Raw genomic sequence first — 26,051 nt, forward strand, 5'->3', positions numbered from 1 at the left:
CGTCGCACAAAGGACCGACCGGAGTGAGCGACTCCTTTCCCGCACACGTATGGTCTGTCGAGAGGTGAACGGCATTGCGTTGAGAGGCGAGAGGCGGCTGGTAACGATGACTCACGGCCTTCGTACGAACACGCAGACCCCGTACCTCGACCGGCGCCGCACCTGGCGGGACACCGCCGCCCGCTACGCCCTCCTTCCTCTCCGTCTCTTCCTCGGCATCACCTTCATCTACGCCGGCCTGGACAAACTCACCGACAGCGCCTTCATGAAGGCCGCCGGCCCCGGGTCGCTCGGGGACACGATGCGGGCGGTTCGTGACTCCTCCGCAGTCCCGGCCCTCGTCGACCTGGCCCTGAAGAACCCGGTCGGGTTCGGCTACGCCATCGCCCTCGGTGAACTCGCCGTCGGTATCGGTGTCCTGCTCGGCCTGCTGGGCCGCCTGGCCGCGCTCGGCGGCGCGCTCATCTCCCTCAGCCTGTGGCTCACGGTCAGCTGGGCCACCACCCCCTACTACTACGGCAACGACCTCGCCTACCTGATGGCCTGGATCCCCCTCGTCCTCGCCGGCACCCCCCTGCTCTCCCTGGACGCCGTCCTGCCGGGACGGCGACGCCGAGGCCTGGGCCACTACCGCTACTAGCCGGGACGTCCCCCGTCCGGCCGGCCCTCACCGAGGTCCGGGCCGCGGGCCGCCCGCGTCCTGCGCCGGCGTACCGTGCGGTCGACGGCTCCCACCGCGCCTGCCAGGCAGAGGCCGCCCACCACCACGGGGACGGCCACGAACCACGGCGTCTCCCACAGACCGTCCGCGTCGCCGGCGTAGGCGACGGCCGCGCCGACGAGGCAGGCGCCGGCCACCAGCTTCCCGGGCTGGAACTCATGAAGCAGCACGGCTCACCTCCGCCTGTCCGACACCCACGTGCAGATCGAGATCGACTGTTCCCGCGCTCTTGCCGCCCGCTTCCGGCACCAGAGTGACCTGCTGGTGCCGGCCCGGCGCCACGTCCACGTCCTGCGAGCCGTCCCCCGGCAACTGGATGTCGCCGACGCCCACGTCGATCGTCGCCCGCAGGGTCATGTCCTTGGGAATGATCACCCGCAGCCGTCCCGCACCCACTTCGGCCCGCGCCGTCACCTTCTGGTCCTTGCCGATGTGTATTCGGGTCAGGTCGAGGGTGCCCTCGCCGGTGCCGAGGTCGTACCTCGGCCGGACGTCCGCCACCGTGGCGGGCTTCCACCTCGCGTGCGACCAGTGGGCGGTGATGTTGCCGGGGAGCGTCGTGGAAGCGGCGAGGAGGGCGGCGGTGACGACGGCCAGCAGGACCGTGCCGGCGCCGGTCCTGCCCAGGAAGGCGCTGAGCGCGATGCCCAGGCCGAAGACGCCGAGCGCGCAGGCCAGTCCGGTCTGCAGACTCATGGCCACGTTGTGGTCGTCCCGGCTCAGGTGCGTGCCGAGGCCGCCGGCCACCAGGGCGAACAGGAAGACCCAGCCGCCGATCCAGCGCGGCCCCCGCGGGCGGGGCGGCCGTGGGCGAGAGGGGCTCGCGGGCTGCCTGTCGCGCTCGCCCCGGCTGATGTTGACGGCCGCCGCGACGTCCCGGGCGCGTGACTCCTGGGGCCCCCAGAGATAGCCGGTTCCGCCGACGTGGGTGCCGTCCTTGACGATCGGGTCCCGCCACCAGGACGGGTAGGCCGCGGGGACCGGCGGCGCCTGGGCCTCCGGCGGTGCGTCGGCGGCGGCCTGCGCCGCCAGGGGGTCGGGATCGGCGGAGCCACGGTGCTGCGACCAGTATCCGGCCCCGGCGAGGAGCAGGGAGAGGACGACGCTGAAAGTGAGCACGTCGCCGTTGGTCAGCATCGACAGGAACACTCCGCAGCCGACCAGGGCGAACAGCACGGCGGCCAGCGCATGGCCGTCCACCCGCCCGGTGAGCAGCTTGCGGACCTGGTTCTCCTCCTCGTCGTCGAACGGCACGAAGAGCCAGGCGAATCCGTAGAAGATGAGCCCGATGCCGCTCGTCGCGGCGAGCACGGCCAGCGTGATCCGGAAGATCACGGGGTCCATGTCGCACCGCCGTCCGAGGCCCGAGCAGACCCCGGCGATCAACTTGTGCCGCCGGTCCCGCCGGAACCGCGACGAGTCACCCCCGCCGGTTTCCGGGCCGCCGGCGGTCGCGGAGCCCGGCTCGGCCACCGCTTCCGGCCCGCCGGCCGCCCCCGCTGTCCCCGTCACATTCGCCTCTCCGGTCCGGCCGGGCCGGTCGCCCGGACCCGGTTGTCCGCCTGTACCCGGCCGATCGTCCGCCCCCGGTCGTTCGCCTGCGCCCGGCGGGCCGCTGGTCCGCGGTGATCCGCCCGCGCCCGGCTGCCCGTCCGTGTCTCGCGGGCCTGTCCGCGCCCCCTCGTGTGCGCGGGGCTCCTCACCCGCACCCGTCCCGGGCGCGGCGGCTGCGGCCGCGCCCGGGACCGGGCGAGGGCCGGGGCCGGGTCCCGGACCCGTCGTGGCGTGCTGGTGATTCGTCATGCGTCCATGGTGACGGGCGGGCCGCCGCCGCGGCAGTCGGGACGACCCTGGCAGAACCCTGATTCGCCCCTGAGCCCCCGCCGGGGACACGTTCGACCGGCCGGCGCGGACCCGTGCGCGGAACGCAGGGGCGGCGGGCCCGAAGATCAGGGGCGTCTCGGGGGCGGACCCTGATGCCCCCTTACGGCGGGCATGTGACCATCGATGGCATGCCGGAAGCCGCAGCACTGCCCCTCGACGACCCGCGGCCGCCGCGCAAGCTCTACCGCAGCAGCGACGGACGCTGGCTCGGCGGAGTGGCGCGGGGCCTCGCCGGGCATCTCGGGCTGCCCGTGGTCTGGGTGCGGCTCGTCTTCGTCGGACTGGTCATGGCCGACGGTCTCGGCGCGCTGCTGTACGCGGCCTTCTGGTTCTTCGTCCCCCTCGGGGTCGGCGGCGTCGGCGGGCAGAGACCGCCGTCCCTGGTCACCACGGAGACCTCGCCGGACGGCCGCCGCAGGATCGTCACCCGCAAACCGGACAAGGGCCAGCTCGTCGCCCTGCTCCTCATGGTCGTCGTGGCGTCGGTCTTCGTCGGCAGTGTCGACCTGGACGGCGGCGCGAAGGCCTACCTCCTGCCGGCCGTCCTCGTCGCCGCGGGCGTCGCCCTGGTCTGGCGCCAGGCGGACAACGCGCGCCGGGCCCGCTGGGTCGAGGTCGGCCGCCGCCGCCGTACGCTCACGCTGCTGCGCGCCGGCGCGGGTGTCCTGCTCGTCACCGCGGGTGTCTCCGCCATCTTCGTCCTCCAGGGATCCGCGGCCCATCTGGGTTCCGTCCTCCAGGCGGGGCTGGCCGTCCTCGTCGGCATCACGCTGCTCGCCGGGCCGTACCTCGTGCGGATGACGCAGGACCTCTCCGAGGAGCGGCTGATGCGCATCCGTGCCCAGGAGCGCGCCGAGGTCGCCGCCCACGTGCACGACTCGGTGCTGCACACCCTGACCCTGATCCAGCGCAACGCGGAGAACGCGGGCGAGGTGCGCCGTCTCGCCCGCGCCCAGGAACGCGACCTGCGCGCCTGGCTCTACAAGCCCGAGGGCAACGGCAAGGACGAGGACGACGAGCCGGCGACCCTCGCCGAAGCCGTGCGGCGCAACGCCGCCGAGGTGGAGGACAAGCACGGCGTGCCCATAGAGGTGGTCGTGGTCGGCGACTGCCCGCTCGACGAACGCGTCGGAGCCCAGATGCAGGCCGCGAGGGAAGCCATGGTGAACGCCGCCAAGTACGGTGGCGAGGGCGGCGCCGTGCAGGTGTACGCCGAAGTCGAGGGCAGGACGGTCTTCGTGTCCGTCCGTGATCGGGGTCCGGGGTTCGATCTCGACGCGATACCCACCGACCGCATGGGTGTCAGAGAATCGATCATCGGCCGCATGGAGCGCAACGGGGGCACGGCCCGGCTGCGCGCGGTGCCGGACGGCGGCACGGAGGTCGAGCTGGAGATGGAGAGGGCGGAGAACACGTGATGAGCGACCCGACCGAGGCGAACGGCACGGCGGCAGCGGACACCACGGAGGCGGCGGCCACAGCCGCGGGCGGCGCGACCGGGCGGCACGTGCGCGTCGTCCTCGTCGACGACCACCGCATGTTCCGTACGGGGGTCCAGGCCGAGATCGGGCGGACCGACGAGACCGGTGTCGAGGTGGTCGGCGAGGCGCCGGACGTCGACCAGGCGGTGGCGGTCATCACCGAGGCCCGTCCCGAGGTGGTCCTCCTCGACGTCCACCTCCCCGGCGGCGGCGGTGTCGAGGTGCTCCGCCGCTGTGCCGCGCTGATGGCCGACACCGAGCGGCCCGTCCGCTTCCTCGCGCTGTCCGTGTCGGACGCGGCGGAGGACGTGATCGGGGTGATCCGCGGCGGGGCCCGCGGCTACGTGACGAAGACGATCACCGGCTCCGACCTCATCGACTCGATCTTCCGGGTCCAGGAGGGCGACGCCGTCTTCTCCCCGCGCCTGGCCGGGTTCGTCCTCGACGCGTTCGCCTCCACCGACGCCCCGCCGGTCGACGAGGACCTCGACCGCCTCACCCAGCGCGAGCGCGAGGTCCTGCGGCTCATCGCCCGCGGCTACGCCTACAAGGAGATCGCCAAGCAGCTCTTCATCTCCGTGAAGACGGTGGAGTCCCACGTGTCCGCGGTACTGCGCAAGCTCCAGCTGTCCAACCGTCACGAGCTGACCCGCTGGGCCACGGCCCGCCGCCTGGTCTGACCGTCCGGACCGGGGGCGCGCAACGCACGCCACGCGGGGGCGCGAGCGATGTTCACGCCACCCGGGTCGCTCCGGCGAACGGCATCTGGTCGACGGGCGCCAGCCGGACCGGCGCCGAGGGGTTCGGGGCGTGGATCATCTGCCCCCCGCCCACGTAGATGCCGACATGGCTGATCCCGGAGTAGAAGAACACCAGGTCACCGGGGTGCAGTTGGGAGCGTGAGACGCGGTGGCCGGCGCCGATCTGGGCGTAGGTGGTGCGCGGGAGCGCGATCCCGGCGGCGCGGTAGGCCGCCTGCACCAGGCCGGAGCAGTCGAAGGCGTCGGGGCCGGTCGCGCCCCACACGTAGGGGCTGCCGAGCTTCGCGTAGGCGTAGGCGACGGCTGCCGCCGCCCGTGAGGTGGGGGCCGGAGCCGAGCGCGGGGCGGCGAGCGCCTCCCGCGCTGCCCCGGCCGCGGACCGGGACGCCCGCTGCGCCGCTCCGTCCTCGCCGGTCGCCGTCCGCTGCTGTGGCGTGAGCCGGGCCAGCAGCCGCCTGGCCTCGTCCAGTTTCGTGGTGATCGTCTTCTTCTGCCGGCGCAGTTCCGCCTGCCGCGAGCGGAGGGACCCCAGTTCGGTGCGCGCCGCACTGCGCAGTCGGTCCAGCTTCCTCAGCTCCTGGCGCACACCGGCCACGGCCGCGTTCTGCCGGACACCCGCCCGCTCGGCCAGCGCGGCGCCCTCCAGGTAGTGGCGGGGATCGGTGGAGAGCAGGAACTGCACGGTGGGGTCGATCCCGCCGTCCCGGTACTGTGCCGCGGCGATGGAACCGAGGGTGTCGCGCGCCGCATTCAGCCTGGCCTGTCCGTGCGCCGCCTCGTCGCCGAGGGTCCGCAGCCGCTTCCCGGCCGCGTCCGCCCTCTCCTTTGCGCCGTCGTACTTCTCGGTGGCGGTCTCCGCCTCCTGGTACAGCCGGTCCACCTTGGCCCTGACCTGCTCCGGCGTCAGCTGCGGGGCGGCCTGTCCGGTGCCGCCGAAACCCGTCGCCGTCGCCGCGCCCGCCAGGGCGAGTGTGGCCGCCGTACGGGCTGTGCTGCCGCTGAGCGAGCGCTGTCGGGGCTTGCGGTGCGTGGCCACGTGGACCGTCACGTCCCTTCGTCCGGCCGGCCGCGGGGCGGCGGGCTCTGCGCGTCCGGCGGCGGCCCGCACAGGGGGGCGGACCGCCGCCGGACTCCTTGGCGGTGGCGTCCGGCAGCCGCCCCTGGCCCGGGCGGCGGTGGGGAGCCGGTCACCTGGGGAAGGACGCTAGGACTCGCCGTACCGGAGGAGTGACAGGTTGTACGGAACTGCCGCGACCGGATCGAACGGCGACCGGAAGTGACCATGCGGGGCGTTCCGCGGCAGCGCCTTCACACAGCGCGATGACCGTTGTGACGGTTCCGGGGCAGAGGGCGTCGAGCGGGTGCTATGGGCCGCATTCATGCGCCGCCAGAGTGCCGTCAGGGTGCCGGCAGGGAGCCGCCGGAGGGCGGGCGGCGGAGCCGTGGGTCGGCGGCGGCAGTCGGTGAGCGGACCAGGTGGGCGGTCGCCGGCGCAACAGGTGGCGGACTCCGGCACAGGGGCCAGTGTCCGGGAGGCCGGTGGGCTCTCGTTAGGCTCCGGACTCATGGACGTACTCATCCATCTCTTCGTCGGCCTGCACATCATCGGGATCGCCGCCCTGCTCGGCGGCTTCCTCACCCAGATGAAGGCGATGGGCCGGGGCACGGCCCGGTTCGTGCCCGGCATGCTGCACGGCGCGCTGACCATGCTGGTCACCGGCATCGTCCTGGTCGGCCTCAACCAGGCCGAGGGCCACCACGTCAACACCGTCAAGATCGGCCTGAAGCTGGCGCTGCTGATCGTGATCCTCGGTCTCGTCTACGTCAAGCGCGACGACGAGAAGGTGGACAAGGGCATGTTCGGGCTGGTGGGCCTGCTGACCATGGCGAACATCTTCATCGCGGTGCTGTGGACCTGAGCGCCGCGCGGGGCGCGCGGGTCAGCGCGCGGCGTCCCTGAGTTCGGTGCGCGCCTCCGCGACCGCCCCCGCCGCGACGGCCAGCCAGGCCGCGACCGCGACCCAGACCAGTACCTCCCCGAGCCCCTCGAACTCGGGGACGTGCAGGGCGGTGGCGACCGACAGCGCCGCCGTGGCCGTCATCCCCAGGGGGAAGACGGTCGACCAGCGGCGCACGTCGTAGCGCAGCCGGGGCCGGACCAGCTCCGCCACGAGCAGGACTGCGTACCAGGCGAGGTCGAGCACCAGCAGCGCGAGGGTGACGGTGCGCAGGACGCCGTGGTCGTCGTTGTCCCACAGATGGCGGCCGGCGCCCTCCGCGGCGATCAGCTTCGCCCCGGCGACCGCGGAGATCGCCAGCGCGCCGCCCGCGACCCAGTGGTCCCCGTGCCCTTCGTACACCTGCCGCAGGTCGAAGCGGGACAGCGTGAACAGGTAGAGCGCCAGCCCCAGCCAGAAGAAGACGAGCGCGGTGTGCGCCAGCCAGGCCGCGGCCTGGGCCTTGGCCAGCGACGCCCCGAGCACGGCGAGTCCCTCGGTGGCCACGCAGCACAGGAAGACCGCGCCCGGCATGGGCCGCCGGGAGTTGCGGACGACCCGCACGAGCAGCCACGGCCACAGCACCACGGCCAGCGCGAGCAGCGCCTCGGCCAGCGGCTGCCACCCCAGGTTCGAGAAGCGCGTGCCCAGCACGGCGGTGGCGGCGACCCCGGTGAGCGCGGCCGGCGTGCCCGCCTCGGCCTTCCAGCGCGACCGTTCGCGCAGCAGCCGCAGGGTGAAGTCCGCGGCCAGTGCCAGCCATGCGAGACAGGCCACCGCGAGGACGGCGAGGGACAGCACCTCGTGGCCCGTCAGCCCCAGCCCGATCGACACGATGCCGCTGGCCATCACCGCGGCCCCGGCCGCGGGCGGTCGCTGCGCCAGCCAGGCGCGCAGAGGTGAGGTGACGGGCATGAAGCCGATGCTAGAAGCCCGGCACGTCGTGCGCGCCGGGGCACGCGTGCCGGTACGCAAAACCATCGGCGGGGAGCGTCCCGGCGGGAGCACGCGACCTGCCCGCGGGCGATCCCGAGCGGGGGCGATCCCGAGCGGTGCGGCGGGGCGAGGCGGGGAGCGGCGCGGGCCACGCCGGTCGTACCACGCTGTGGTTTCCCGGTGCCCCGGCGCGCGGGACCGGCTCCGCGCGGACTCGGGCGCCCGGTCGCGGAACGTGGATCATGATGCCGTCACCGGCGTAGACGCCCACGTGGCCCGTGCTGCCCTGGAAGAAGACCAGGTCACCGGGGAGCGCGTCGGTGAGCGGCACCGGTGTGCTCGCGCCGTTCTGCACGAGGGGGCCGCACGCCGTCGGTGAAACCGGTCACGTTTGCGGGGCGGCCCCGGGTTGTCGGTGGGGAGCCCTAGACTCGTAGAGCGATGAGCAGCCTCTTTGACGACAGCTTCCTGGCGGACCTCCAGACCCCTCGCGGTTCCGAGGACGAGCCCCCGCCGCCGCCCGAGGACGACCATGCTCCGGAGCCGGTTCCGGACGATCTGTTCGGCGGGAAGTTCGACCTGCCACCGGACCGCGAGGCCCACCGGGACGCCTACTACCGCGACGGCGCCCCCCGCCCGGTCGTCGACCCGGCGGCGCTCCTGGACGGGCTGAACGAGAACCAGCGCGCCGCCGTCGTCCACTCCGGCTCCCCGCTGCTCATCGTGGCCGGCGCCGGCTCCGGCAAGACCCGCGTGCTCACGCACCGCATCGCCCATCTGCTGGGCGAACGCGGCGTCCACCCCGGCCAGATCCTGGCGATCACCTTCACCAACAAGGCCGCCGGGGAGATGAAGGAGCGCGTCGAGCAGCTCGTGGGCCCGCGCGCGAACGCGATGTGGGTGATGACCTTCCACAGCGCGTGCGTGCGCATCCTGCGCCGGGAGTCGAAGAAGCTCGGCTTCACCTCGTCCTTCTCGATCTACGACGCCGCCGACTCCAAGCGCCTGATGGCCCTGGTCTGCCGTGACCTGGATCTGGACCCCAAGCGCTACCCGCCCAAGTCCTTCAGCGCGAAGATCAGCAACCTCAAGAACGAGCTGATCGACGAGGAGGACTTCGCCGCGCAGGCCACCGACGGTTTCGAGAAGACCCTCGCCCAGGCCTACGCCCTCTACCAGTCGCGGCTGCGTGAGGCCAACGCCCTCGACTTCGACGACCTGATCATGACGACGGTCAATCTGCTGCGCGCCTTCCCGGACGTCGCCGAGCACTACCGCCGCCGCTTCCGGCACGTCCTGGTCGACGAGTACCAGGACACCAACCACGCCCAGTACACCCTCGTACGGGAACTCGTCGGCACCGCCCAGCACCCCGCGGACGTACCGCCCGGCCCCGACGACCTCCACCCCGCCGAGCTGTGCGTGGTCGGTGACGCCGACCAGTCGATCTACGCCTTCCGCGGCGCGACCATCCGCAACATCCTCCAGTTCGAGGAGGACTACCCGGACGCGACGACGATCCTGCTGGAGCAGAACTACCGCTCCACGCAGACGATCCTGTCCGCCGCCAACGCGGTCATCGAGCGCAACGAGTCCCGCCGTCCGAAGAACCTGTGGACCAACGCGGGCACGGGCGCCCGGATCACCGGGTACGTCGCCGACACCGAGCACGACGAGGCGCAGTTCGTCGCCGAGGAGATAGACCGCCTCACGGACGCGCGCGAGGCCAAGGCGGGCGACGTCGCCGTCTTCTACCGCACCAACGCCCAGTCCCGTGTCTTCGAGGAGATCTTCATCCGCGTCGGCCTGCCCTACAAGGTCGTCGGCGGCGTCCGCTTCTACGAGCGCAAGGAGGTCCGGGACGTCCTGGCCTACCTGCGCGTGCTGGCCAACCCCGAGGACTCCGTCCCGCTGCGCCGCATCCTCAACGTGCCCAAGCGGGGCATCGGCGAGCGCGCCGAGGCGATGATCGACGCGCTCTCCCAGCGGGAGAAGATCAGCTTCCCGCAGGCACTGCGCCGCGTCGACGAGGCGTACGGCATGGCCGCGCGGTCGACGAACGCCGTCAAGCGGTTCAACACGCTGATGGAGGAGCTGCGCACCATCGTGGAGTCGGGCGCGGGCCCCGCCACGGTGCTGGAAGCCGTCCTCGAACGCACGGGCTACCTGGCCGAGTTGCAGTCCTCCACCGACCCGCAGGACGAGACCCGCATCGAGAACCTCCAGGAACTCGCCGCCGTCGCCCTGGAGTTCGAGCAGGAGCGCGGGGAGGGCGAGTCGGTCGCCCTGTCCGAGTTCCTGGAGCAGGTCGCCCTGGTCGCCGACTCCGACCAGATCCCCGACGAGGAGGACGGCGACGGCGTCATCACGCTGATGACCCTGCACACCGCCAAGGGCCTGGAGTTCCCGGTGGTCTTCCTCACCGGCATGGAGGACGGCGTCTTCCCGCACATGCGCGCCCTCGGCCAGGTCAAGGAGCTGGAGGAGGAGCGCCGTCTGGCCTACGTCGGCATCACACGCGCGCGGGAGCGGCTGTACCTGACCCGCTCGGCGATGCGCAGCGCGTGGGGACAGCCGTCGTACAACCCGCCCTCCCGGTTCCTGGAGGAGATCCCGGCCGTGCACGTGGACTGGAAGCGGACGGGTGGTTCCGCGCCGGTGTCCTCCGGTCCGGCCTCCGGCGTGGCGGCCTCGCTGTCGTCGTCCCGTTCGCGTTCGTCGGCGTCGGGGGCCTCGGGTTTCGCCACCCGGCGGGCCGCGGACAAGCCGGTGGTGTCCCTCGCCGTCGGCGACCGGGTCACGCACGACCAGTTCGGCCTGGGCACGGTGGTCGGGGTCAATGGCACAGGCGGCAACGCGGAGGCCACGATCGACTTCGGCGACACCAAACCCAAGCGGCTGCTGCTGCGGTACGCGCCCGTCGAGAAGCTGTAGGACGGGCGGGAGGCGGGGCGGGAGACGGAGCGGAAGGCGGACGCGGCCCAGGCAGCGTCCGCAGCCCGGCCCCGGCCCCGGCCAGACCCGGGCCGGTCCAGGACTCGGGCCCGGGCCGGGCTCAGGTCGGGTTCAGGCCGTGGCTGCGCAGCCAGGGGAGCGGGTCGATCGGGGCCCCGCCGGCGGGCCGTACCTCGAAGTGCAGGTGCGGGCCGGTGGAGTTGCCGGACTTGCCCGAGTAGGCGATCGGCTGTCCGGCCTTGACGGTGGCGCCGGTGACGACCTGGTACCGGGAGAGGTGGCAGTACCACGTCTCCGTACCGTCCTTCGCGGTGAGGATCAGCATGTTGCCGTAGGCACTGTTGAACTGGGTGCGGACCGTACCGTCGGTGGCGGCCATGACCGTCGTCCCGTACCAGACGGGGAAGTCGATGCCGGTGTGCACGGACATCCAGTTGACGCCGGCCTGGCCGAAGTAGGCGCTGAGCCCCTTCTGCGCCACCGGCAGCACGAACTTGGGGCGCAGCCGCTCCTTGCGCGCCGCCTCCTGCGCGGCCTTCTTCCGCTCGGTCTCCTGCTGCGCCTTGAGGTCGATGCGTTCCTGGGTGCGGCTGGCCCGGTCGGCGAAGTCGTTAGCCCCGGCGGACAGGCTCTGGAGCTGGGTGTCCAGCTTGTTGTTGGCGGTGGACGGCTGCACGGGGTGCGCCTCGGGGGCGGACGCCGAAGCGTCCTTGCCGCCGTCGGTGAAGGTGCCGACGGAGGCCGCGGCGATTCCGGCGACGCCCATCACGCAGGCCGAGGGCACCGCCACGGTCAGCAGCGCGGAGCGCTTGGCCGGGGGCCGGCGCCGGGATCGGCCGCCGCTGCGCGAGGCCGCGCGCGGTGCGGGCACCGGCGCGACTTCTGCCTGGCCCTCCAAGGGGGAGACGGCGGGCAGTTCGCCGGTCGCGGCCAGAGCGCCTTCCCCGCCGGGAACGGTGGCCTCGGGGGCGGTGGCGTCGAGAACGTCGAAGGTGTCACCGTACGCCAGGCTCTCGTCGTACGCCCGGCTCTCGTCGTACGGGTGCGGCTCGCCTTGCGTCTGCTGCTCGCCGTACGGCTGCGGGTGGGAGGGACCCTCCGGTGCCGCGGTGCCGTCGTCGGCCGCGCCGCCGGTGTTCCACTGGGTGGCGTCATAGGCGCCGGTGTCGAACGTCTGGGTGCCCCAGTCCCACTGCTGGGTCTGGTCCGCGGCGGTCGTGGAGGCGGCGCCCTGGAGCCAGGCCCCCGCGTCCCACTGGCCGGTGGCCTCGGCGGGCGCCGGCTGCTGCGGTACGGCGGACAGGTGCTGGAACCCCGCGGACCAAGCGGTCGTGTCGTACGCACCGGTGTCGTAGGCGGCGTGGTGCTGGGCCGCGTACGCGTCGTGGTTCAGGGCGTGGTGGCTGCCCGTCGACCACTGGGTGGCGTCGTACGCGCCGGTCGTCCCGCCCTCTCCCGCCTGGCCGTTGCCGGGGTGGAGGTCGCCGAAGAGGGGGTCGGCCGCGAAGCCCGCCGTGCTGTGGACGCCGGTGTGGAAACCGGTCGCGTCGTGGTCGCCGTACGTGGTGAACTCACCGTAGGCGCCTTCCTGCCCGCCGTACGGCGCGTAAGGCGCCGAGGCGTCGTCGGAGGCCGGAGCCGGGGCCGGGGGCGTCGCGGTCCCCGACGGGTGACGGTCGTTCACCAACTTCTCTTTCGCCTTGACGACAGGGCTGCCAGAGCAGTGCGGCGACTGTACCCGGCGGTATGCGGGCGCGACAATCTTCGCCAGGTTTCCTGCACTGGGGAAACGGGCAATCGGCCGTGATTCGGCAGACTGCGGACACGGCCTTGGGCTTGTGTTCGGGACGATGTTCGACCCTGATGGGTCAACGCCGGGCCACGGAGACAGGTCCGAACAGGCCACGGAGCCGGTCGGGTCAGGTCGCGGGTCCGGTGTGGTCAGGTCGCAGGGCCGGTCGGGTCAGGTCGCAGGGCCGGTCCGGGCAGGTCGTGGAGCCGGTCGGCCGGGCTCATGGAGCTGGTCAGGCCACGGTGAGCCCTCCGCCCTGTGCCGCGGACGGGTCCCCCGGCCGCACGGTGTCCAGGGCCTGGCGTATGCCGCTCGCGACGGCGGGGTGCACGGGCAGGGCGAGGTGGCCGATGCCGCTCACCCGGACGTTCTCCGCCCGGAGGTCCGGGTGCTCGACGCAGGCCGACTCCAGCGGGTCCATCAGGTGGTCCAGGTCGCTCCAGAAGCCCACGAAGTACGTACGGCAGCCGGGCGCGGGCCGGGACAGCTCCTCGATCAGCTCCGAACCGGGGCGCATCTGACGGACGATGGGGTGCGCGTTGGCCAGCGGGGCGAACCGGGTGCCGGCGTGCGGGGTGCCCAGGGTGACGAGGGTGCGGACGCGGGCGTCGCCGCCCAGCCGCTGCACGTAGTAACGGGCTATCAGCCCGCCGAGGCTGTGTCCGACGACGTCGACCCGCTCGCTGCCGGTGCGCTCGCAGATCTCCTCGATGTGCCGGCCGAGCAGCTCGGCCGCGCAGCGGATGTCGCAGGTCAGCGGCGAGTAGTTGAGGGACTCCACGCGATGCCTGCCGTGCTGCGCGAGGTTGCGGCGCAGCAGTACGAAGACCGAGCGGTTGTCGATGAAGCCGTGCAGCAGCACCACCGGCGGCTTGGCCTCGACGGGCAACTGCGCGGCGGCATCCGGCGCGGTCAGCGGGGTCTCGGCGGCGCGGCGCTCCTGCACGATTCCCGAGGGGTAGAGGAGAACGTGCCCGGCGAGGATCGCCAGCTCCAGGGCCGTCGCCTTGAGCAGGCCCAGCGACACTCCCGCGATTCGGCCCGGGAGCAGGCGCTGACAGAACGGGAGGAGGGGATCTGCGACGCTGGTGACCTTCATGGCCGACCTCCTGTCGGCACGCGGGAGGACGGCTCTGTCCCCCGTGTGCGCTTGTGGGCAGTCGCGGCGGAGGCTCCCGACGGGGGCCGGACGGGGTACGCGGAGCAGGCCGCCGTCCGCTGTGGGGCGCGTACGGTGCGTACGGCGCTCGGGGCTGCCTCGTGTCCTCGTCGGTGCGCCGCGCCTCCGCGGTGCCCGGCCTGCTCCGCGGTGGTACGACCACCTCGCCGCGGCTGCAGTGACGCTTGTTCCCGCGGGGGCTCCCGGCCCGCGGCGGCGGGGAACGGTGCGCGGTGTGCGGATGCGTGGTGTGCGGGCCCCCGCTGCGCGATGCCTCCGGGGAACTGTCCCTCCGTGTGATTTCCCCCTCGGTCCGCACCGCGAAACTGCCGGGTGCGGGATGCTGGCGATAACGTTCGTTCACTTCCCCGGACGACGTGGTGCGGGGCGTCCGTCCCGTGGTGGACGTATGTAGTCGCTTCATGGAGGCAGTGATGGGTGTGGCAGCCGGTCCGATCCGCGTGGTGGTGGCCAAGCCGGGGCTCGACGGCCACGATCGCGGTGCGAAGGTGATCGCGCGGGCCCTGCGCGACGCCGGCATGGAGGTCATCTACACGGGCCTGCACCAGACTCCGGAGCAGATCGTCGACACCGCGATCCAGGAGGACGCCGACGCGATCGGCATGTCCATCCTCTCCGGCGCGCACAACACGCTGTTCGCCGCCGTGATCGGGCTGCTGCGGGAGCGCGAGGCCGAGGACATCGTCGTCTTCGGGGGCGGCATCATCCCCGAGGCGGACATCGCGCCGCTGAAGGAGCAGGGCGTCGCCGAGATCTTCACCCCGGGCGCTACCACCCAGTCGATCGTGGACTGGGTGAGGGCCAACGTCCGCCAGCCGGCTCAGGCGTAGCGCCCGGATCGGCCGGGCGGACGCGTGCCCTTGCCGGGGCGGCGCCCACGGGCGCCCGCCCCGACACGGCGTGGGCCTCAGCCGGTGCGGGCGCCGAGTTCCTCGGCCATCGCCGAGCGCAGCCGCAACGTCGTCACCAGCCGCTGGAAGGCCTCCGCCCAGTACCCGCCGGCCCCCGGCGAGGCGTCCTCCATCTCGTCCGGCACCGCCAGCAGCCCGTCGAGCCGGGCCGCCTCCGCGGGGTCCAGACACCGCTCGGCCAGTCCCATCACTCCACTGAAACTCCATGGGTAGCTCCCTGCGTCCCGCGCGATGTTGAGCGCGTCGACCACCGCACGTCCGAGAGGCCCGGCCCACGGCACCGCACACACCCCGAGCAGCTGAAACGCCTCGGACAGCCCGTGGGCCGCGATGAACCCGGCGACCCAGTCGGCCCGTTCGGCGGCGCCCAGGGTGCCGAGCAGTTTGGCGCGCTCGGCCAGGGACACCGCGCCCGGCCCGCCGGCCTCGGGCGCCGCGGGCTCCCCGAGGAGGGCCCGGGCCCACCGGGCGTCCCGCTGCCGCACCGCCGCCCGGCACCAGGCCGCGTGCAGCTCCCCCTGCCAGTCGTCCGCCACCGGCAGCGCCACGATCTCCCGCGGGGTGCGCCCGCCCAGCCGGGTGGACCAGGTGCCGAGCGGGGACGCCTCCAGCAGCTGACCCAGCCACCACGACCGCTCACCCCTCCCCGCCGGAGCCTTGGCGACGACACCGTCGCGCTCCATGCTCGCGTCGCACTCGTGGGGGGCCTCAACGGCGATCGTCGGCGTGCGGCGGGTGTGGTCGACGGCCACGCAGGTCGCGGCACGCTCCGCCATCCGTGCGGCCAGCGCCGATCCGGGCAGCGCCGACAGCAGCTCCGCGGCGGTGGCCCTTACGTTACGGCTCCGGTCGGCGAGGGCCTGCTCGAGGAACGGCTCGTCGTCCGGGCCGAGGCCGGTCCGCAGCGAGTCGACGAACATCAGCCGGTCCTCGGCCCGCTCGCTCGCCCACGTGCCGGCGAGCAGCTCGCGGGCCGCCCCGGGCCGCTGCCGGCGGATCTCCGCGAGGAGCGCGACCCGCTCGGCGAACAGGCCCTCCTCCCACAGCCGGCGGATGCGGTCCGTGTCCTCGGGGCCGGGCAGTGCGCCACTGCTGCCGGGGGCCGAGCGCAGCGCGAACCGCCAGTCCGGGTTCAGCCGGGCCAGCCACAGCGCGCGCGGGCCGGCGAAGGCCAGTGCGGCGGGCCGCAGGTCCGTGCGCCCCCGGGCCGCGTCCAGCAGCGCGGGCAGCGTCTGCGGGGGTGCCGCGTAGCCGCGCGCGTTCGCCGCGGCCAGCCACTGGGGCAGCAACTCCATGAGGTCCGGCGCCGCGCCCCTGCGGCCGCCGCCGCCCGCCCCGGACCGGTCGGCCAGCAGCTGGGTGAGCCTGCGGGCCGCGGCCGGGGGCAGGGCGGGGCGGGTGTCCGCGGGTGCCGGGCGGGGGCGTTCGGCCGCGGGTGCCGGCAGCAGGCCCGCACGGCGGCTGACGGTGTACGCGGCCGCCGCGTCCAGCAGCGCCACCGGAGCGTCCCGGCCCGGGGCGCCGGCGGGAGGCCTGCGGCGGTCCGTGCCGAGCAGGGCGGTGGTGACCAACTCCTCCCAGGCGCCCGCTGCGGGCGCTTCCACCGGGGCGGAGGTCCTGATCATGAGCGTCCTTTCCGTTGCCGGGTGCCTGAGGGTGGTCGGAGGGTCACCCGGACCGGGTTTCCCCTGGGGCGGAAGAAATGCGTGAATCTGGTGAGAAAGGGCGGGCTTGTGAGGTTCGCCGGTAGCCGTGGTCGTCGCCTGTGTGCGCCTTTCGGGTGAGACTTCCCGCTGTGCCGGGAACACCCCGCTCCGCGCTCCGACGTCACTCCGATGCCGGACACGCGGACCCCGCCGACCGGGGCGGATGTCGCAGACGGTGTACATGTGGTCAGCACAGCGTCACCGCGGCGCCCTCGCCGTGGGGCCAGGCGGTCAGTGGGGTGAACCCTCGGTGGCCGCACTCCCCGAAGACCGTGACGGGCGCGCCACCCGAAAGCGCGACCAGCCGCCAGAGCCCGGGGCGGGAACGGGCCGCGGCGGTGAGGGGCAGCGCGTGGTCCGACCCGGCGTCGGCCAGCTGCCAGGAGTCGCCCGCCGGGACCGGTATCACCTCGCTCAGCGTCACCGGGACCGACTCCAGCCACGGGTCGTCCCGCAGCGCCCGGCCGTAGCGCGCCGCCGCCTGCGCCGTGGTCACGCCGGGCGGACGGGCGCGCGTGGGGGCCGGGGGCGCGAACTGCTCGCCCAGCGCCACACGCGGTTGTCCCGCGCCGGCATAGGCGGCCACCTCCGCCTCCAGGCACAGCCCCACCGGCAGCGCCGGCTCCGGTGCGCGGCCGGCCGCGCCGTAGGACAGCAGCAGGACCGTCCGGTCGCAGCCGGTACCGTGCAGCCAGGTCCGGCGCGTGGTCAGCTTCGCGTCCGCGGTGTCGTACCGGGCGAGGACGAGCCAGCGGTCACGCACCGGCGGGCCGTCCGCGGAGCCGGGCAGACCGACGCGGGAACGGACCGTGGCCGCCAGATCCAGCGGCAGCCGCTCGCGGCGCAGCCAGCCCTCGTCCAGCAGGTGCAGCAGCGCGCACTCCTCCAGCAGCCGCACCGGCCAGCCCGGACCGGACGACGGGATCGCGCCCAGCTCCCGCACCCGGGCCGCGAGCCCGGGGGCCTGGGCGTCGACCATGCGGGCCGCCGTCTCCTCCCACAGCCCGTACCCCGCCTGCTCGGCGGCGGCCAGGCCGCCGCGCAGCAGGTCGGTCAGACGCTGCTCCAGCTCGGTCGCCCCCGCGGTGATCCGCTCGGCCCGGCGCTCCGCCCGGCGCCGCGCCGCCTGAGGATCGGCGCCGCCGTCCGCGGCACCGGCCGCCCTCTCCGCTTTCCGCGAGACCCGTTCGCGCCGGCCCGCTAGCCACTGTCCGGCCCACTGAGGCGCCTGATCGGCGGGCACGGTGGCCACCGCGCCGTCGCCGCCCGCCCACAGCAGCAGCAGTCCGAGCGCGTGCTTGCACGGGAACTTACGGCTCGGACAACTGCACTTGTACGCCGGTCCCGCCGCGCCGGCGATGTCGACGACCGTCTGGTACGGCTTGCTTCCGCTTCCCTTGCACAGCCCCCACACCGTCCCTTCGTCGGAACTCCCCGCCTCGGACCACGGCCCCGCCGTGCCGAGTTTGCTTCCCGCTTTGCGTGACGCGACGTCAGGCGCCAGTGCCAGCACCTGGTCAGCGGTCCAGCGCGCCCCCTGCTGAGTCATGCCATCGAAGGTAGATCCCCCCACTGACAATCGGCCCGGCGAGAGCGTTTGTGCAGGTCACGACGGATTGTCAGTGCCGTGGTGCACGGTTGGTGACAGATCCGAACCGGCCGAGCTGGAGGGGGCCTCAGCCATGTCTGTGACCGTAGAACCGACGTCCGTAACACCGAGCCGAAGCGACTCCGCGCCCGCGAACACGGGCGACGAGCAGGGCATGCAGGCGCTGCGGCCGCACGCCGAGGACGCCTACGCCGCCGAACTGGCCGCGCTGGCCGCGCAGGACGACCGCCCGCGCCCGGTGCGCTGGAAGCTGTCGCCGTGGGCCGTGGCCACCTATCTCCTCGGCGGGACCCTGCCGGACGGCACGGTGATCACCCCGAAGTACGTGGGCCCGCGCCGCATCGTCGAGGTCGCCGTCACCACCCTCGCCACCGACCGGGCCCTGCTCCTGCTCGGTGTACCCGGCACGGCCAAGACCTGGGTGTCCGAGCACCTGGCCGCCGCGGTCAGCGGCGACTCGACGCTGCTGGTGCAGGGCACGGCGGGGACGCCGGAGGAGGCGATCCGCTACGGCTGGAACTACGCGCGACTGCTGGCGCACGGCCCGAGCCGGGACGCCCTGGTGCCCAGCCCGGTCATGCGGGCCATGGCCGAGGGCATGACCGCCCGGGTCGAGGAACTGACCCGTATCCCGGCCGACGTCCAGGACACGCTGATCACGATCCTGTCGGAGAAGACCCTGCCCATACCGGAGCTGGGCCAGGAGGTGCAGGCGGTCCGCGGGTTCAACCTGATCGCCACGGCCAACGACCGCGACCGCGGCGTCAACGACCTGTCCAGCGCCCTGCGCCGGCGGTTCAACACGGTGGTGCTGCCGCTGCCGGAGACTCCCGAGGCCGAGGTGGACATCGTCTCCCGCCGCGTCGACCAGATCGGCCGTTCCCTCGACCTGCCGTCCGTGCCGGACGGCGTCGACGAGATCCGCCGGGTCGTGACCGTCTTCCGCGAACTGCGCGACGGCGTCACCTCGGACGGCCGGACGAAGCTGAAGTCGCCCAGCGGCACGCTGTCGACGGCCGAGGCGATCTCCGTGGTGACCAACGGGCTCGCGCTGGCCGCACACTTCGGCGACGGCGTGCTGCGGGCCGGCGACGTCGCGGCGGGCATCCTCGGCGCCGTCGTGCGCGACCCGGCGGCCGACCGCGTCATCTGGCAGGAGTACCTGGAGACCGTGGTCCGCGAGCGCGACGGCTGGAAGGACTTCTACCGGGCCTGCCGTGAGGTGAGCGCGTGAGCGGCGGGGGGACGGTCGTGAGCGGGACGGGACCGGTGGCGGACGTGAGCGTGACGGGTCCGGGGGTGGGCGGCGCGGTGCGGGCCGGCGCCGACGAGGAGCCCAGCTGGACGGGCGGCCGGGGCGGACGACGGGCACTGGGGGGACGGCGTGACAGGCGCTGAGAGGAACGAGGGGGAGCGCCGAGGCGGGGCCGGCGCGGAGCCGCTGCTGCTCGGGGTCCGGCACCACGGGCCGGGTTCCGCGCGGGCGGTGCGGGCGGCCCTGGAGGCGGCCCGGCCGTCGGTGGTGCTGATCGAGGGCCCTCCGGAGGCCGACGCGCTGATCCCGCTCGCCGCCGACGAGGGCATGCGGCCGCCGGTCGCCCTCCTCGCCCACGCCGTGGACGAACCAGGCCGCTCCGCGTTCTGGCCGCTGGCCGGGTTCTCCCCGGAGTGGGTCGCCCTGCGCTGGGCCCTGGCACACGGCGTTCCGGCCCGCTTCATCGACCTCCCGGCCACGCACACGCTCGCCTGGGAGACGGACACCGCCGGGGAGTCCACGGACGGCGGTGAGCCCGCCGGGGCGGAGGGCTGCGCGGAGGAGGGGACCGCGGAGCCCTCGGCCGGCGGCGAGGTGCGGGTCGATCCGCTCGCCGTGCTGGCCGACACCGCCGGGTACGACGATCCCGAGCGCTGGTGGGAGGACGTCGTCGAGCACCGCGGCGCGGGGCGGACCGACGCGTTCGCGCCGTTCCTGGTGCTGGAGGAGGCCATGGGGGCGCTGCGCGAGACGTACGGGAGCAGCCACCGCGATCTCGTACGGGAGGCCCACATGCGGCTCCGGGTGCGGGCGGCGCGGCGCGAGTTCGCGGACCGCGTCGCCGTGGTGTGCGGCGCCTGGCACGTGCCCGCGCTGCGGCAGAGGACCACCGCCACCGCGGACCGGGCACTGCTGAAGGGGCTGCCCAAGGTCAAGGCGGACATGACGTGGGTGCCGTGGACACACCGCAGACTCTCCCGGTTCAGCGGGTACGGCGCGGGCATCGACTCGCCGGGCTGGTACGCCCACCTCTTCGGCGTGCCGGACCGTCCCGTCGAGCGGTGGCTGACGAAGGTGGCGGGGCTGCTGCGGGAGGAGGACCGGATCGTGTCCTCCGCGCACGTCATCGAGGCGGTGCGGCTGGCCGGGACGCTCGCGGCGATGAGAGGCCGCCCGCTGCCGGGACTGAGCGAGACCACCGACGCCGTACGGGCGGTGATGTCGGACGGCTCGGACGTGCCCCTGGCGCTGGTGCACGACCGGCTCGTGGTCGGGGACGTCCTCGGCGAGGTGCCGGAAGCGGCGCCCGCCGTGCCGCTGCAACGGGACCTGAGCCGCCTCCAGCGCCGGCTGCGCCTCAAACCCGAGGCGCTGGAGCGGGAGGTGGAACTCGACCTGCGCAAGGAGACCGACGCCGGGCGCAGCAGGCTGCTGCACCGGCTGCGGCTGCTGGGCGTGGGCTGGGGCGAGCCCACGGCTTCCCGGGGCAGCACCGGAACCTTCCGCGAGACCTGGCGGCTGCGCTGGGAGCCCGAGCTGTCGGTCAGGGTCGCCGAGGCCGGGGTGTGGGGGACGACCGTGCTCGCCGCCGCGACCGCCAAGGCCGAGGCGGACGCCGTCGGTGCGGACGTCCTCGCTCAGGTGACCGCGCTCGCCGAGCGCTGTCTGCTGGCGGGACTGTCCGACGCGCTGCCCGTGGTGATGCGGGTGCTCGCCGACCGCGCGGCGCTCGACGCCGACGTCGGGCACCTCGCCCAGGCGCTGCCCGCCCTGGTCCGCTCGCTGCGCTACGGCGATGTGCGCGGCACGGACACCGAGGCCCTGGCCGGGGTCGCGGCGGGCCTCGCTGAGCGCGTCTTCGTCGGCCTGCCCCCGGCCTGCGCCGCCCTGGACGCGGACGCGGCCGAGGAGATGCGACGCCACGTGGACGCAGTCCACACGGCCGTGGGTCTGCTCGGCGACACCCTCGATGCCGGGCACGGCGATCTGCGCGCCCGCTGGCACGGCGTGCTCCGGGTGCTGTCGGGGCGGGACAGCGTGCCCGGTGTCGTCCGGGGCCGGGCGGTACGGCTGCTGCTCGACGACGGCGCGGTCGTGCAGGACCGGGCGGCGCGGCTCATGGGGCTCGCGCTCTCCCCGGGCACGCCGCCGCCGGACGCCGCCGCGTGGATCGAGGGGTTCGTCGGCGGCGGGGGCGGGATGCTGCTCGTGCACGACGAGCGGCTGCTCGGGCTGGTCGACGCCTGGCTGACCGGAGTCCCGGCGGACGCTTTCACCGACGTGCTGCCGCTGCTGCGGCGCACCTTCTCGGCGTACGAGCCCGGGGTGCGCAGAACACTCGGGGAACTGGTCCGGCGCGCTCCGGGAGGGGACGGCCGCACGAGCGGGACGACGGCGGTGGCCGGCGCCCCCGGTTTCGCGGCCCACCTCGATCAGGACCGGGCCGACGCGGTACTGCCGGTGGTGCGCCTGCTGCTGGGCCTGGACGACGCGGTGCCCGGCCCGCCCCCGGGTTCGGCGCCCGGGGCCGGCCCCGACTCGGCCTCGGCCCCTGGCATCGGCCCAGGCCCAAGCCTTGGCCCAAGCTCGAGCAGCCCTGGTTCAGGCTCCGGCCGCTCCGGTCGCTCTGGCCGGTCCGGTCCCGGCGGGGAGCCGGGCGACGAGTTCGAGGGGGTGGCGGTATGACGTCGGCGGTGGGGAAGGGCGGGGACAGCGGTATGGCGTCGGTGCGGGAGGGTGACGAGGGGGCGGCGGTGGACGTGGTCCAGGAGCGGCTGCGGCGGTGGCGGCTCGTACTCGGGGGTGACGCGGCCGACGGCACGGGATGCGCGCTCTTTGGACGGGACGCGGCGATGGACGGGGCGCTGGCCGCGCTCTACGGCAAGGGCGACAAGCCGCACGCGGGCCGGGCCGGGCAGGACCGTTCGGCCGGGCTCGGGGCCTCTGCGCCCTCGGTGGCGCGCTGGCTGGGGGACATACGGACGTACTTCCCCGCCTCCGTCGTGCAGGTCATGCAGCGGGACGCCATCGACCGGCTCGGACTGTCCACGCTGCTGCTCGAACCGGAGATGCTGGAAGCCGTGGAAGCGGACGTCCACCTCGTCGGCACGCTGCTGTCGCTCAACAAGGCGATGCCGGAGACGACGAAGGAGACGGCGCGGGCCGTGGTGCGCAAGGTCGTGGAGGACCTGGAGAAGCGGCTCGCCACGCGTACGCGGGCCACCCTCACCGGCGCGCTCGACCGCAGCGCACGCATCAGCCGGCCCCGCCATCACGACATCGACTGGAACCGCACCATCGCGGCCAACCTCAAGCACTACCTGCCCGAGTACCGCACGATCGTGCCGGAGCGGCTCATCGGGTACGGGCGGGCGGCGCAGTCCGTGAAGAAGGAGGTCGTCCTCTGCATCGACCAGTCCGGGTCGATGGCGGCCTCGGTGGTGTACGCGTCGGTGTTCGGGGCGGTGCTGGCGTCCATGCGGTCGATCAGCACGCGGCTGGTCGTGTTCGACACCGCGGTCGTCGACCTCACCGACCAGCTCGACGATCCCGTCGACGTGCTCTTCGGCACCCAGCTCGGCGGCGGCACGGACATCAACCGGGCGCTGGCCTACTGCCAGTCGCAGATCACCCGGCCCGCCGAGACGGTGGTCGTGCTGATCAGCGACCTGTACGAGGGAGGCATACGCAACGAGATGCTGAAGCGGGTGGCGGCGATGCAGGCGTCGGGGGTGCAGTTCGTGACGCTGCTCGCGCTCTCCGACGAGGGCGCCCCCGCGTACGACAGGGAGCACGCGGCGGCGCTGGCGGCGCTCGGCGCCCCGGCGTTCGCCTGCACCCCCGACCTGTTCCCGGAGGTGATGGCGGCGGCGATCGAGAAGCGTCCGCTGCCGGTACCCGAGACCGCGTGAGGCGTACGGGCGGACCAGAGGCGCGGGGGCGCGTGAGCGACGGAATTCCTACCCATCGGTAACAGGGGCTTGCGCAACGACGGGAGGTGCGTGCAAGGATCGGTGCCTCGCCGGCCCACCGGCCCACCGGCCCACCGGTCCGCCGGCCCACCGGTCCGCGGGCCACCGGGCCGCAGGACAGTCACGACGGTTCACGGCATGCCCGCGACAGCCCACGGCAGCGGTCCACGGCAGCCCACGACCGCCGTGGCGGTTCACCGCAGTCCGAGGCGGTCCGAGGAAGTCCGGGGCAGTCCGGGGCAGTCCATGGCCGTCCATGGCACTCCACGGCGGCCCGGGAGAGCCACGCGACCCCGCGGGACCAGTGGGCCCGGTTGGCCGAAAACCGTCGGTTTCTCCGGTCGTCCGCCCGGCAACCCGCGGAAGGGCCGGCTGGTCCCCATTGGGGTGGGGATCAGCCGGCCCGAGCCCCGAGGGGCTCTTCCTGGGGTCTCACCGGGTCAACCCCAGCCCGGTGAGATCCCGCACGGAAGCCCCGGCCGGAGGGCCTCCCGAGGCCTCCCGCGCGGCACGCGGTGCCAGAGAAAGCGGCATCATGTGACAGGTATCACCGCTCAGGTGTGACCCTCGATTTATGGCGCCCCCGCAAGCGGCGATAACCTGCGAGATGGACATGCCGCGCGCTCGGACACCGTGTGCGCCCCCCTTGTGACAAGCGGACGTCACGTTGCCCTTCGCGGCACGCCCACGCATCCAACGAACCGCGAGATCACTGATAGGGACGGAAGCGCGTGGACCTGTTCGAGTACCAGGCGAGGGACCTCTTCGCCAAGCACGATGTACCGGTGCTGGCCGGTGAAGTCATCGACACGCCTGAGGCGGCGCGCGAGATCACCGAGCGTCTGGGCGGCAAGTCCGTCGTCAAGGCGCAGGTGAAGGTCGGTGGTCGTGGCAAGGCCGGCGGCGTGAAGCTCGCCGCCACCCCGGATGAGGCCGTCGCCCGCTCGACGGACATCCTCGGCATGGACATCAAGGGCCACACGGTCCACAAGGTCATGATCGCCGAGACGGCCCCCGAGATCGTCGAGGAGTACTACGTCTCCTTCCTCCTCGACCGTGCGAACCGCACCTTCCTCTCCATCGCCTCCGTCGAGGGCGGCATGGAGATCGAGGAGGTCGCCGCGACCCGCCCCGAGGCCGTCGCCAAGACCCCGATCGACGCCATCGACGGTGTGACGCCGGAGAAGGCCCGCGAGATCGTCGCCGCCGCCAAGTTCCCGGCCGAGGTCGCCGACAAGGTCGCGAACGTCCTGGTCAGGCTCTGGGACACCTTCATCAAGGAGGACGCCCTCCTGGTCGAGGTCAACCCGCTGGCCAAGGTCGCCTCCGGCGAGGTCATCGCCCTGGACGGCAAGGTGTCGCTCGACGACAACGCCGAGTTCCGTCACCCCGACTTCGAGGCCCTCCACGACAAGGCGGCGGCCAACCCGCTCGAGGCCGCGGCCAAGGAGAAGAACCTCAACTACGTCAAGCTCGACGGTGAGGTCGGCATCATCGGCAACGGCGCGGGTCTCGTCATGAGCACCCTGGACGTCGTCGCGTACGCCGGTGAGAAGCACGGCAACGTCAAGCCCGCCAACTTCCTGGACATCGGCGGCGGCGCCTCCGCCCAGGTCATGGCGAACGGCCTGGAGATCATCCTCGGCGACCCGGACGTCAAGTCCGTCTTCGTCAACGTCTTCGGTGGCATCACCGCCTGTGACGAGGTCGCCAACGGCATCGTCCAGGCGCTGAAGCTCCTGGAGGACCGCGGTGAGAAGGTCGAGAAGCCGCTCGTCGTCCGCCTCGACGGCAACAACGCCGAGCTGGGCCGCAAGATCCTCACCGACGCCGCCCACCCGCTGGTGCAGCGCGTCGACACCATGGACGGCGCGGCCGACAAGGCCGCCGAGCTGGCCCACGCCGCCAAGTAATCACTCAGGACGAGGACACCAACACACCATGGCTATCTGGCTCAACAAGGACAGCAAGGTCATCGTCCAGGGCATGACCGGCTCGACCGGCATGAAGCACACCAAGCTCATGCTCGGCGACGGCACCAACGTCGTGGGCGGCGTGAACCCGCGCAAGGCGGGACAGACCGTGGACTTCGACGGCACCGAGGTACCCGTCTTCGGCACCGTCAAGGAGGCCATCGAGAAGACCGGCGCCGACGTCTCCGTCATCTTCGTGCCGGAGAAGTTCACCAAGGACGCGGTCGTCGAGGCCATCGACGCCGAGATCCCGCTGGCCGTCGTGATCACCGAGGGCATCGCCGTGCACGACTCGGCCGCCTTCTGGGCGTACGCCGGCAAGAAGGGCAACAAGACCCGCATCATCGGCCCGAACTGCCCCGGCATCATCACCCCGGGCCAGTCGAACGTCGGCATCATCCCGGGCGACATCACCAAGCCGGGCCGCATCGGCCTGGTCTCGAAGTCCGGCACGCTGACGTACCAGATGATGTACGAGCTGCGTGACATCGGCTTCTCCACGGCCGTCGGCATCGGTGGCGACCCGATCATCGGCACCACGCACATCGACGCGCTCGCCGCGTTCGAGGCCGACCCCGAGACCGACCTGATCGTCATGATCGGCGAGATCGGCGGCGACGCCGAGGAGCGGGCCGCGGACTTCATCGCGAAGAACGTGACCAAGCCGGTCGTCGGCTACGTCGCGGGCTTCACCGCGCCCGAGGGCAAGACCATGGGCCACGCCGGCGCCATCGTCTCCGGTTCGTCCGGTACCGCCCAGGCGAAGAAGGAGGCCCTGGAGGCCGCGGGCGTCAAGGTCGGCAAGACCCCGACCGAGACGGCCAAGCTGGCGCGCGCCATCCTCAGCGCCTGAGTCCGGTTCCGCGGCAGCGGAACAGCGGACACCAGCGGAATCGGTGGGCCCGCCCCGGCGACATGC

The 26,051-nt window shown here is 73.3% G+C and carries 20 protein-coding genes; 11 read left to right on the forward strand and 9 right to left on the reverse strand.

Annotated features, from left to right (window positions below; genetic code table 11):
* Positions 1-106 precede the first annotated feature (106 nt).
* Positions 107-640: a DoxX family membrane protein gene (locus tag ACFC02_RS23735; RefSeq protein ID WP_376360726.1), complete on the forward strand. Its 534-nt coding sequence runs from the start codon at positions 107-109 to the stop codon at positions 638-640.
* On the opposite strand, the gene ACFC02_RS23740 is transcribed toward ACFC02_RS23735, so the two are convergent.
* Both ACFC02_RS23740 and ACFC02_RS23745 read right to left on the reverse strand, forming a co-directional pair.
* Positions 637-891 (reverse strand): hypothetical protein, encoded by a 255-nt coding sequence (locus ACFC02_RS23740; RefSeq protein ID WP_376360729.1) that lies wholly within the window; start codon positions 889-891, stop codon positions 637-639. The two genes, ACFC02_RS23735 and ACFC02_RS23740, sit on opposite strands and share 4 nt — an antisense overlap.
* Positions 878-2,524, reverse strand: a complete 1,647-nt coding sequence (locus ACFC02_RS23745; RefSeq protein WP_376360731.1) for a PspC domain-containing protein — start codon at positions 2,522-2,524, stop codon at positions 878-880. The genes ACFC02_RS23740 and ACFC02_RS23745 overlap by 14 nt, the downstream gene beginning before the upstream one ends.
* Before the next feature lie 209 nt (positions 2,525-2,733).
* Here ACFC02_RS23745 and ACFC02_RS23750 point away from each other — a divergent pair, with 209 nt between their 5' ends.
* Both ACFC02_RS23750 and ACFC02_RS23755 read left to right on the forward strand, forming a co-directional pair.
* Positions 2,734-4,023: a PspC domain-containing protein gene (locus ACFC02_RS23750; RefSeq protein ID WP_376360734.1), complete on the forward strand. Its 1,290-nt coding sequence runs from the start codon at positions 2,734-2,736 to the stop codon at positions 4,021-4,023.
* Positions 4,023-4,766 (forward strand): LuxR C-terminal-related transcriptional regulator, encoded by a 744-nt coding sequence (locus tag ACFC02_RS23755; RefSeq protein WP_376360737.1) that lies wholly within the window; start codon positions 4,023-4,025, stop codon positions 4,764-4,766. The genes ACFC02_RS23750 and ACFC02_RS23755 overlap by 1 nt, the downstream gene beginning before the upstream one ends.
* A 52-nt stretch (positions 4,767-4,818) precedes the next feature.
* Here the strand turns inward: ACFC02_RS23755 and ACFC02_RS23760 are convergent, their stop codons facing one another.
* The gene (locus ACFC02_RS23760) at positions 4,819-5,895 is read right to left on the reverse strand and encodes an NlpC/P60 family protein (protein ID WP_376360740.1); all 1,077 of its coding nucleotides are present in this window, start codon (positions 5,893-5,895) and stop codon (positions 4,819-4,821) included.
* 517 nt (positions 5,896-6,412) lie between these two features.
* On the opposite strand from ACFC02_RS23760, the gene ACFC02_RS23765 reads away from it, so the two are divergent.
* Positions 6,413-6,766: a hypothetical protein gene (locus ACFC02_RS23765; protein WP_376360741.1), complete on the forward strand. Its 354-nt coding sequence runs from the start codon at positions 6,413-6,415 to the stop codon at positions 6,764-6,766.
* Positions 6,767-6,787: 21 nt separating this feature from the next.
* Here the strand turns inward: ACFC02_RS23765 and ACFC02_RS23770 are convergent, their stop codons facing one another.
* Complete coding sequence (locus tag ACFC02_RS23770; RefSeq protein WP_376360744.1) at positions 6,788-7,759, reverse strand: tellurite resistance/C4-dicarboxylate transporter family protein; 972 nt, start codon at positions 7,757-7,759, stop codon at positions 6,788-6,790.
* A 10-nt stretch (positions 7,760-7,769) separates the two neighbouring features.
* Positions 7,770-8,135 carry an NlpC/P60 family protein gene (locus tag ACFC02_RS23775; RefSeq protein ID WP_376360747.1) on the reverse strand — a complete coding sequence of 122 codons (366 nt, stop codon included), beginning with the start codon at positions 8,133-8,135 and terminating at the stop codon, positions 7,770-7,772.
* Positions 8,136-8,221: 86 nt separating this feature from the next.
* On the opposite strand from ACFC02_RS23775, the gene pcrA reads away from it, so the two are divergent.
* Positions 8,222-10,714: a DNA helicase PcrA gene (gene pcrA, locus ACFC02_RS23780; RefSeq protein WP_376360750.1), complete on the forward strand. Its 2,493-nt coding sequence runs from the start codon at positions 8,222-8,224 to the stop codon at positions 10,712-10,714.
* Positions 10,715-10,835: 121 nt separating this feature from the next.
* Here the strand turns inward: pcrA and ACFC02_RS23785 are convergent, their stop codons facing one another.
* Positions 10,836-12,419 carry a M23 family metallopeptidase gene (locus ACFC02_RS23785; protein WP_376360753.1) on the reverse strand — a complete coding sequence of 528 codons (1,584 nt, stop codon included), beginning with the start codon at positions 12,417-12,419 and terminating at the stop codon, positions 10,836-10,838.
* 340 nt (positions 12,420-12,759) lie between these two features.
* A complete protein-coding gene (locus ACFC02_RS23790) occupies positions 12,760-13,626 on the reverse strand; it encodes an esterase/lipase family protein (RefSeq protein ID WP_376360756.1) in 867 nt (288 codons plus the stop codon).
* A gap of 494 nt (positions 13,627-14,120) precedes the next feature.
* Here ACFC02_RS23790 and ACFC02_RS23795 point away from each other — a divergent pair, with 494 nt between their 5' ends.
* A complete protein-coding gene (locus ACFC02_RS23795) occupies positions 14,121-14,537 on the forward strand; it encodes a cobalamin B12-binding domain-containing protein (protein ID WP_360972259.1) in 417 nt (138 codons plus the stop codon).
* Positions 14,538-14,614: 77 nt separating this feature from the next.
* Here ACFC02_RS23795 and ACFC02_RS23800 read toward each other — a convergent pair whose 3' ends face one another.
* Positions 14,615-16,243 (reverse strand): DUF5691 domain-containing protein, encoded by a 1,629-nt coding sequence (locus ACFC02_RS23800; protein WP_376360759.1) that lies wholly within the window; start codon positions 16,241-16,243, stop codon positions 14,615-14,617.
* A gap of 268 nt (positions 16,244-16,511) precedes the next feature.
* The gene (locus ACFC02_RS23805; protein WP_376360762.1) at positions 16,512-17,873 is read right to left on the reverse strand and encodes an SWIM zinc finger family protein; all 1,362 of its coding nucleotides are present in this window, start codon (positions 17,871-17,873) and stop codon (positions 16,512-16,514) included.
* A gap of 133 nt (positions 17,874-18,006) precedes the next feature.
* On the opposite strand from ACFC02_RS23805, the gene ACFC02_RS23810 reads away from it, so the two are divergent.
* The 5 genes from ACFC02_RS23810 (at position 18,007) to sucD (ending at position 25,985) form a co-directional block, all read left to right on the forward strand.
* Positions 18,007-19,167, forward strand: coding sequence for an AAA family ATPase (locus tag ACFC02_RS23810; RefSeq protein ID WP_376360765.1), 1,161 nt, complete (start codon positions 18,007-18,009; stop codon positions 19,165-19,167).
* 150 nt (positions 19,168-19,317) lie between these two features.
* Complete coding sequence (locus ACFC02_RS23815; RefSeq protein ID WP_376360768.1) at positions 19,318-21,873, forward strand: DUF5682 family protein; 2,556 nt, start codon at positions 19,318-19,320, stop codon at positions 21,871-21,873.
* A gap of 32 nt (positions 21,874-21,905) precedes the next feature.
* Positions 21,906-23,099: a VWA domain-containing protein gene (locus ACFC02_RS23820; protein WP_376360776.1), complete on the forward strand. Its 1,194-nt coding sequence runs from the start codon at positions 21,906-21,908 to the stop codon at positions 23,097-23,099.
* Positions 23,100-23,890: 791 nt separating this feature from the next.
* Entirely contained in the window at positions 23,891-25,072 is a 1,182-nt protein-coding gene (gene sucC / locus ACFC02_RS23825) for an ADP-forming succinate--CoA ligase subunit beta (protein ID WP_360972160.1), read from the forward strand.
* 28 nt (positions 25,073-25,100) lie between these two features.
* Positions 25,101-25,985 carry a succinate--CoA ligase subunit alpha gene (gene sucD / locus ACFC02_RS23830; RefSeq protein ID WP_360972162.1) on the forward strand — a complete coding sequence of 295 codons (885 nt, stop codon included), beginning with the start codon at positions 25,101-25,103 and terminating at the stop codon, positions 25,983-25,985.
* Positions 25,986-26,051 lie beyond the last annotated feature (66 nt).

The organism is Streptomyces sp. NPDC056160 (genome assembly GCF_042268205.1).
GTDB lineage: Bacteria > Actinomycetota > Actinomycetes > Streptomycetales > Streptomycetaceae > Streptomyces.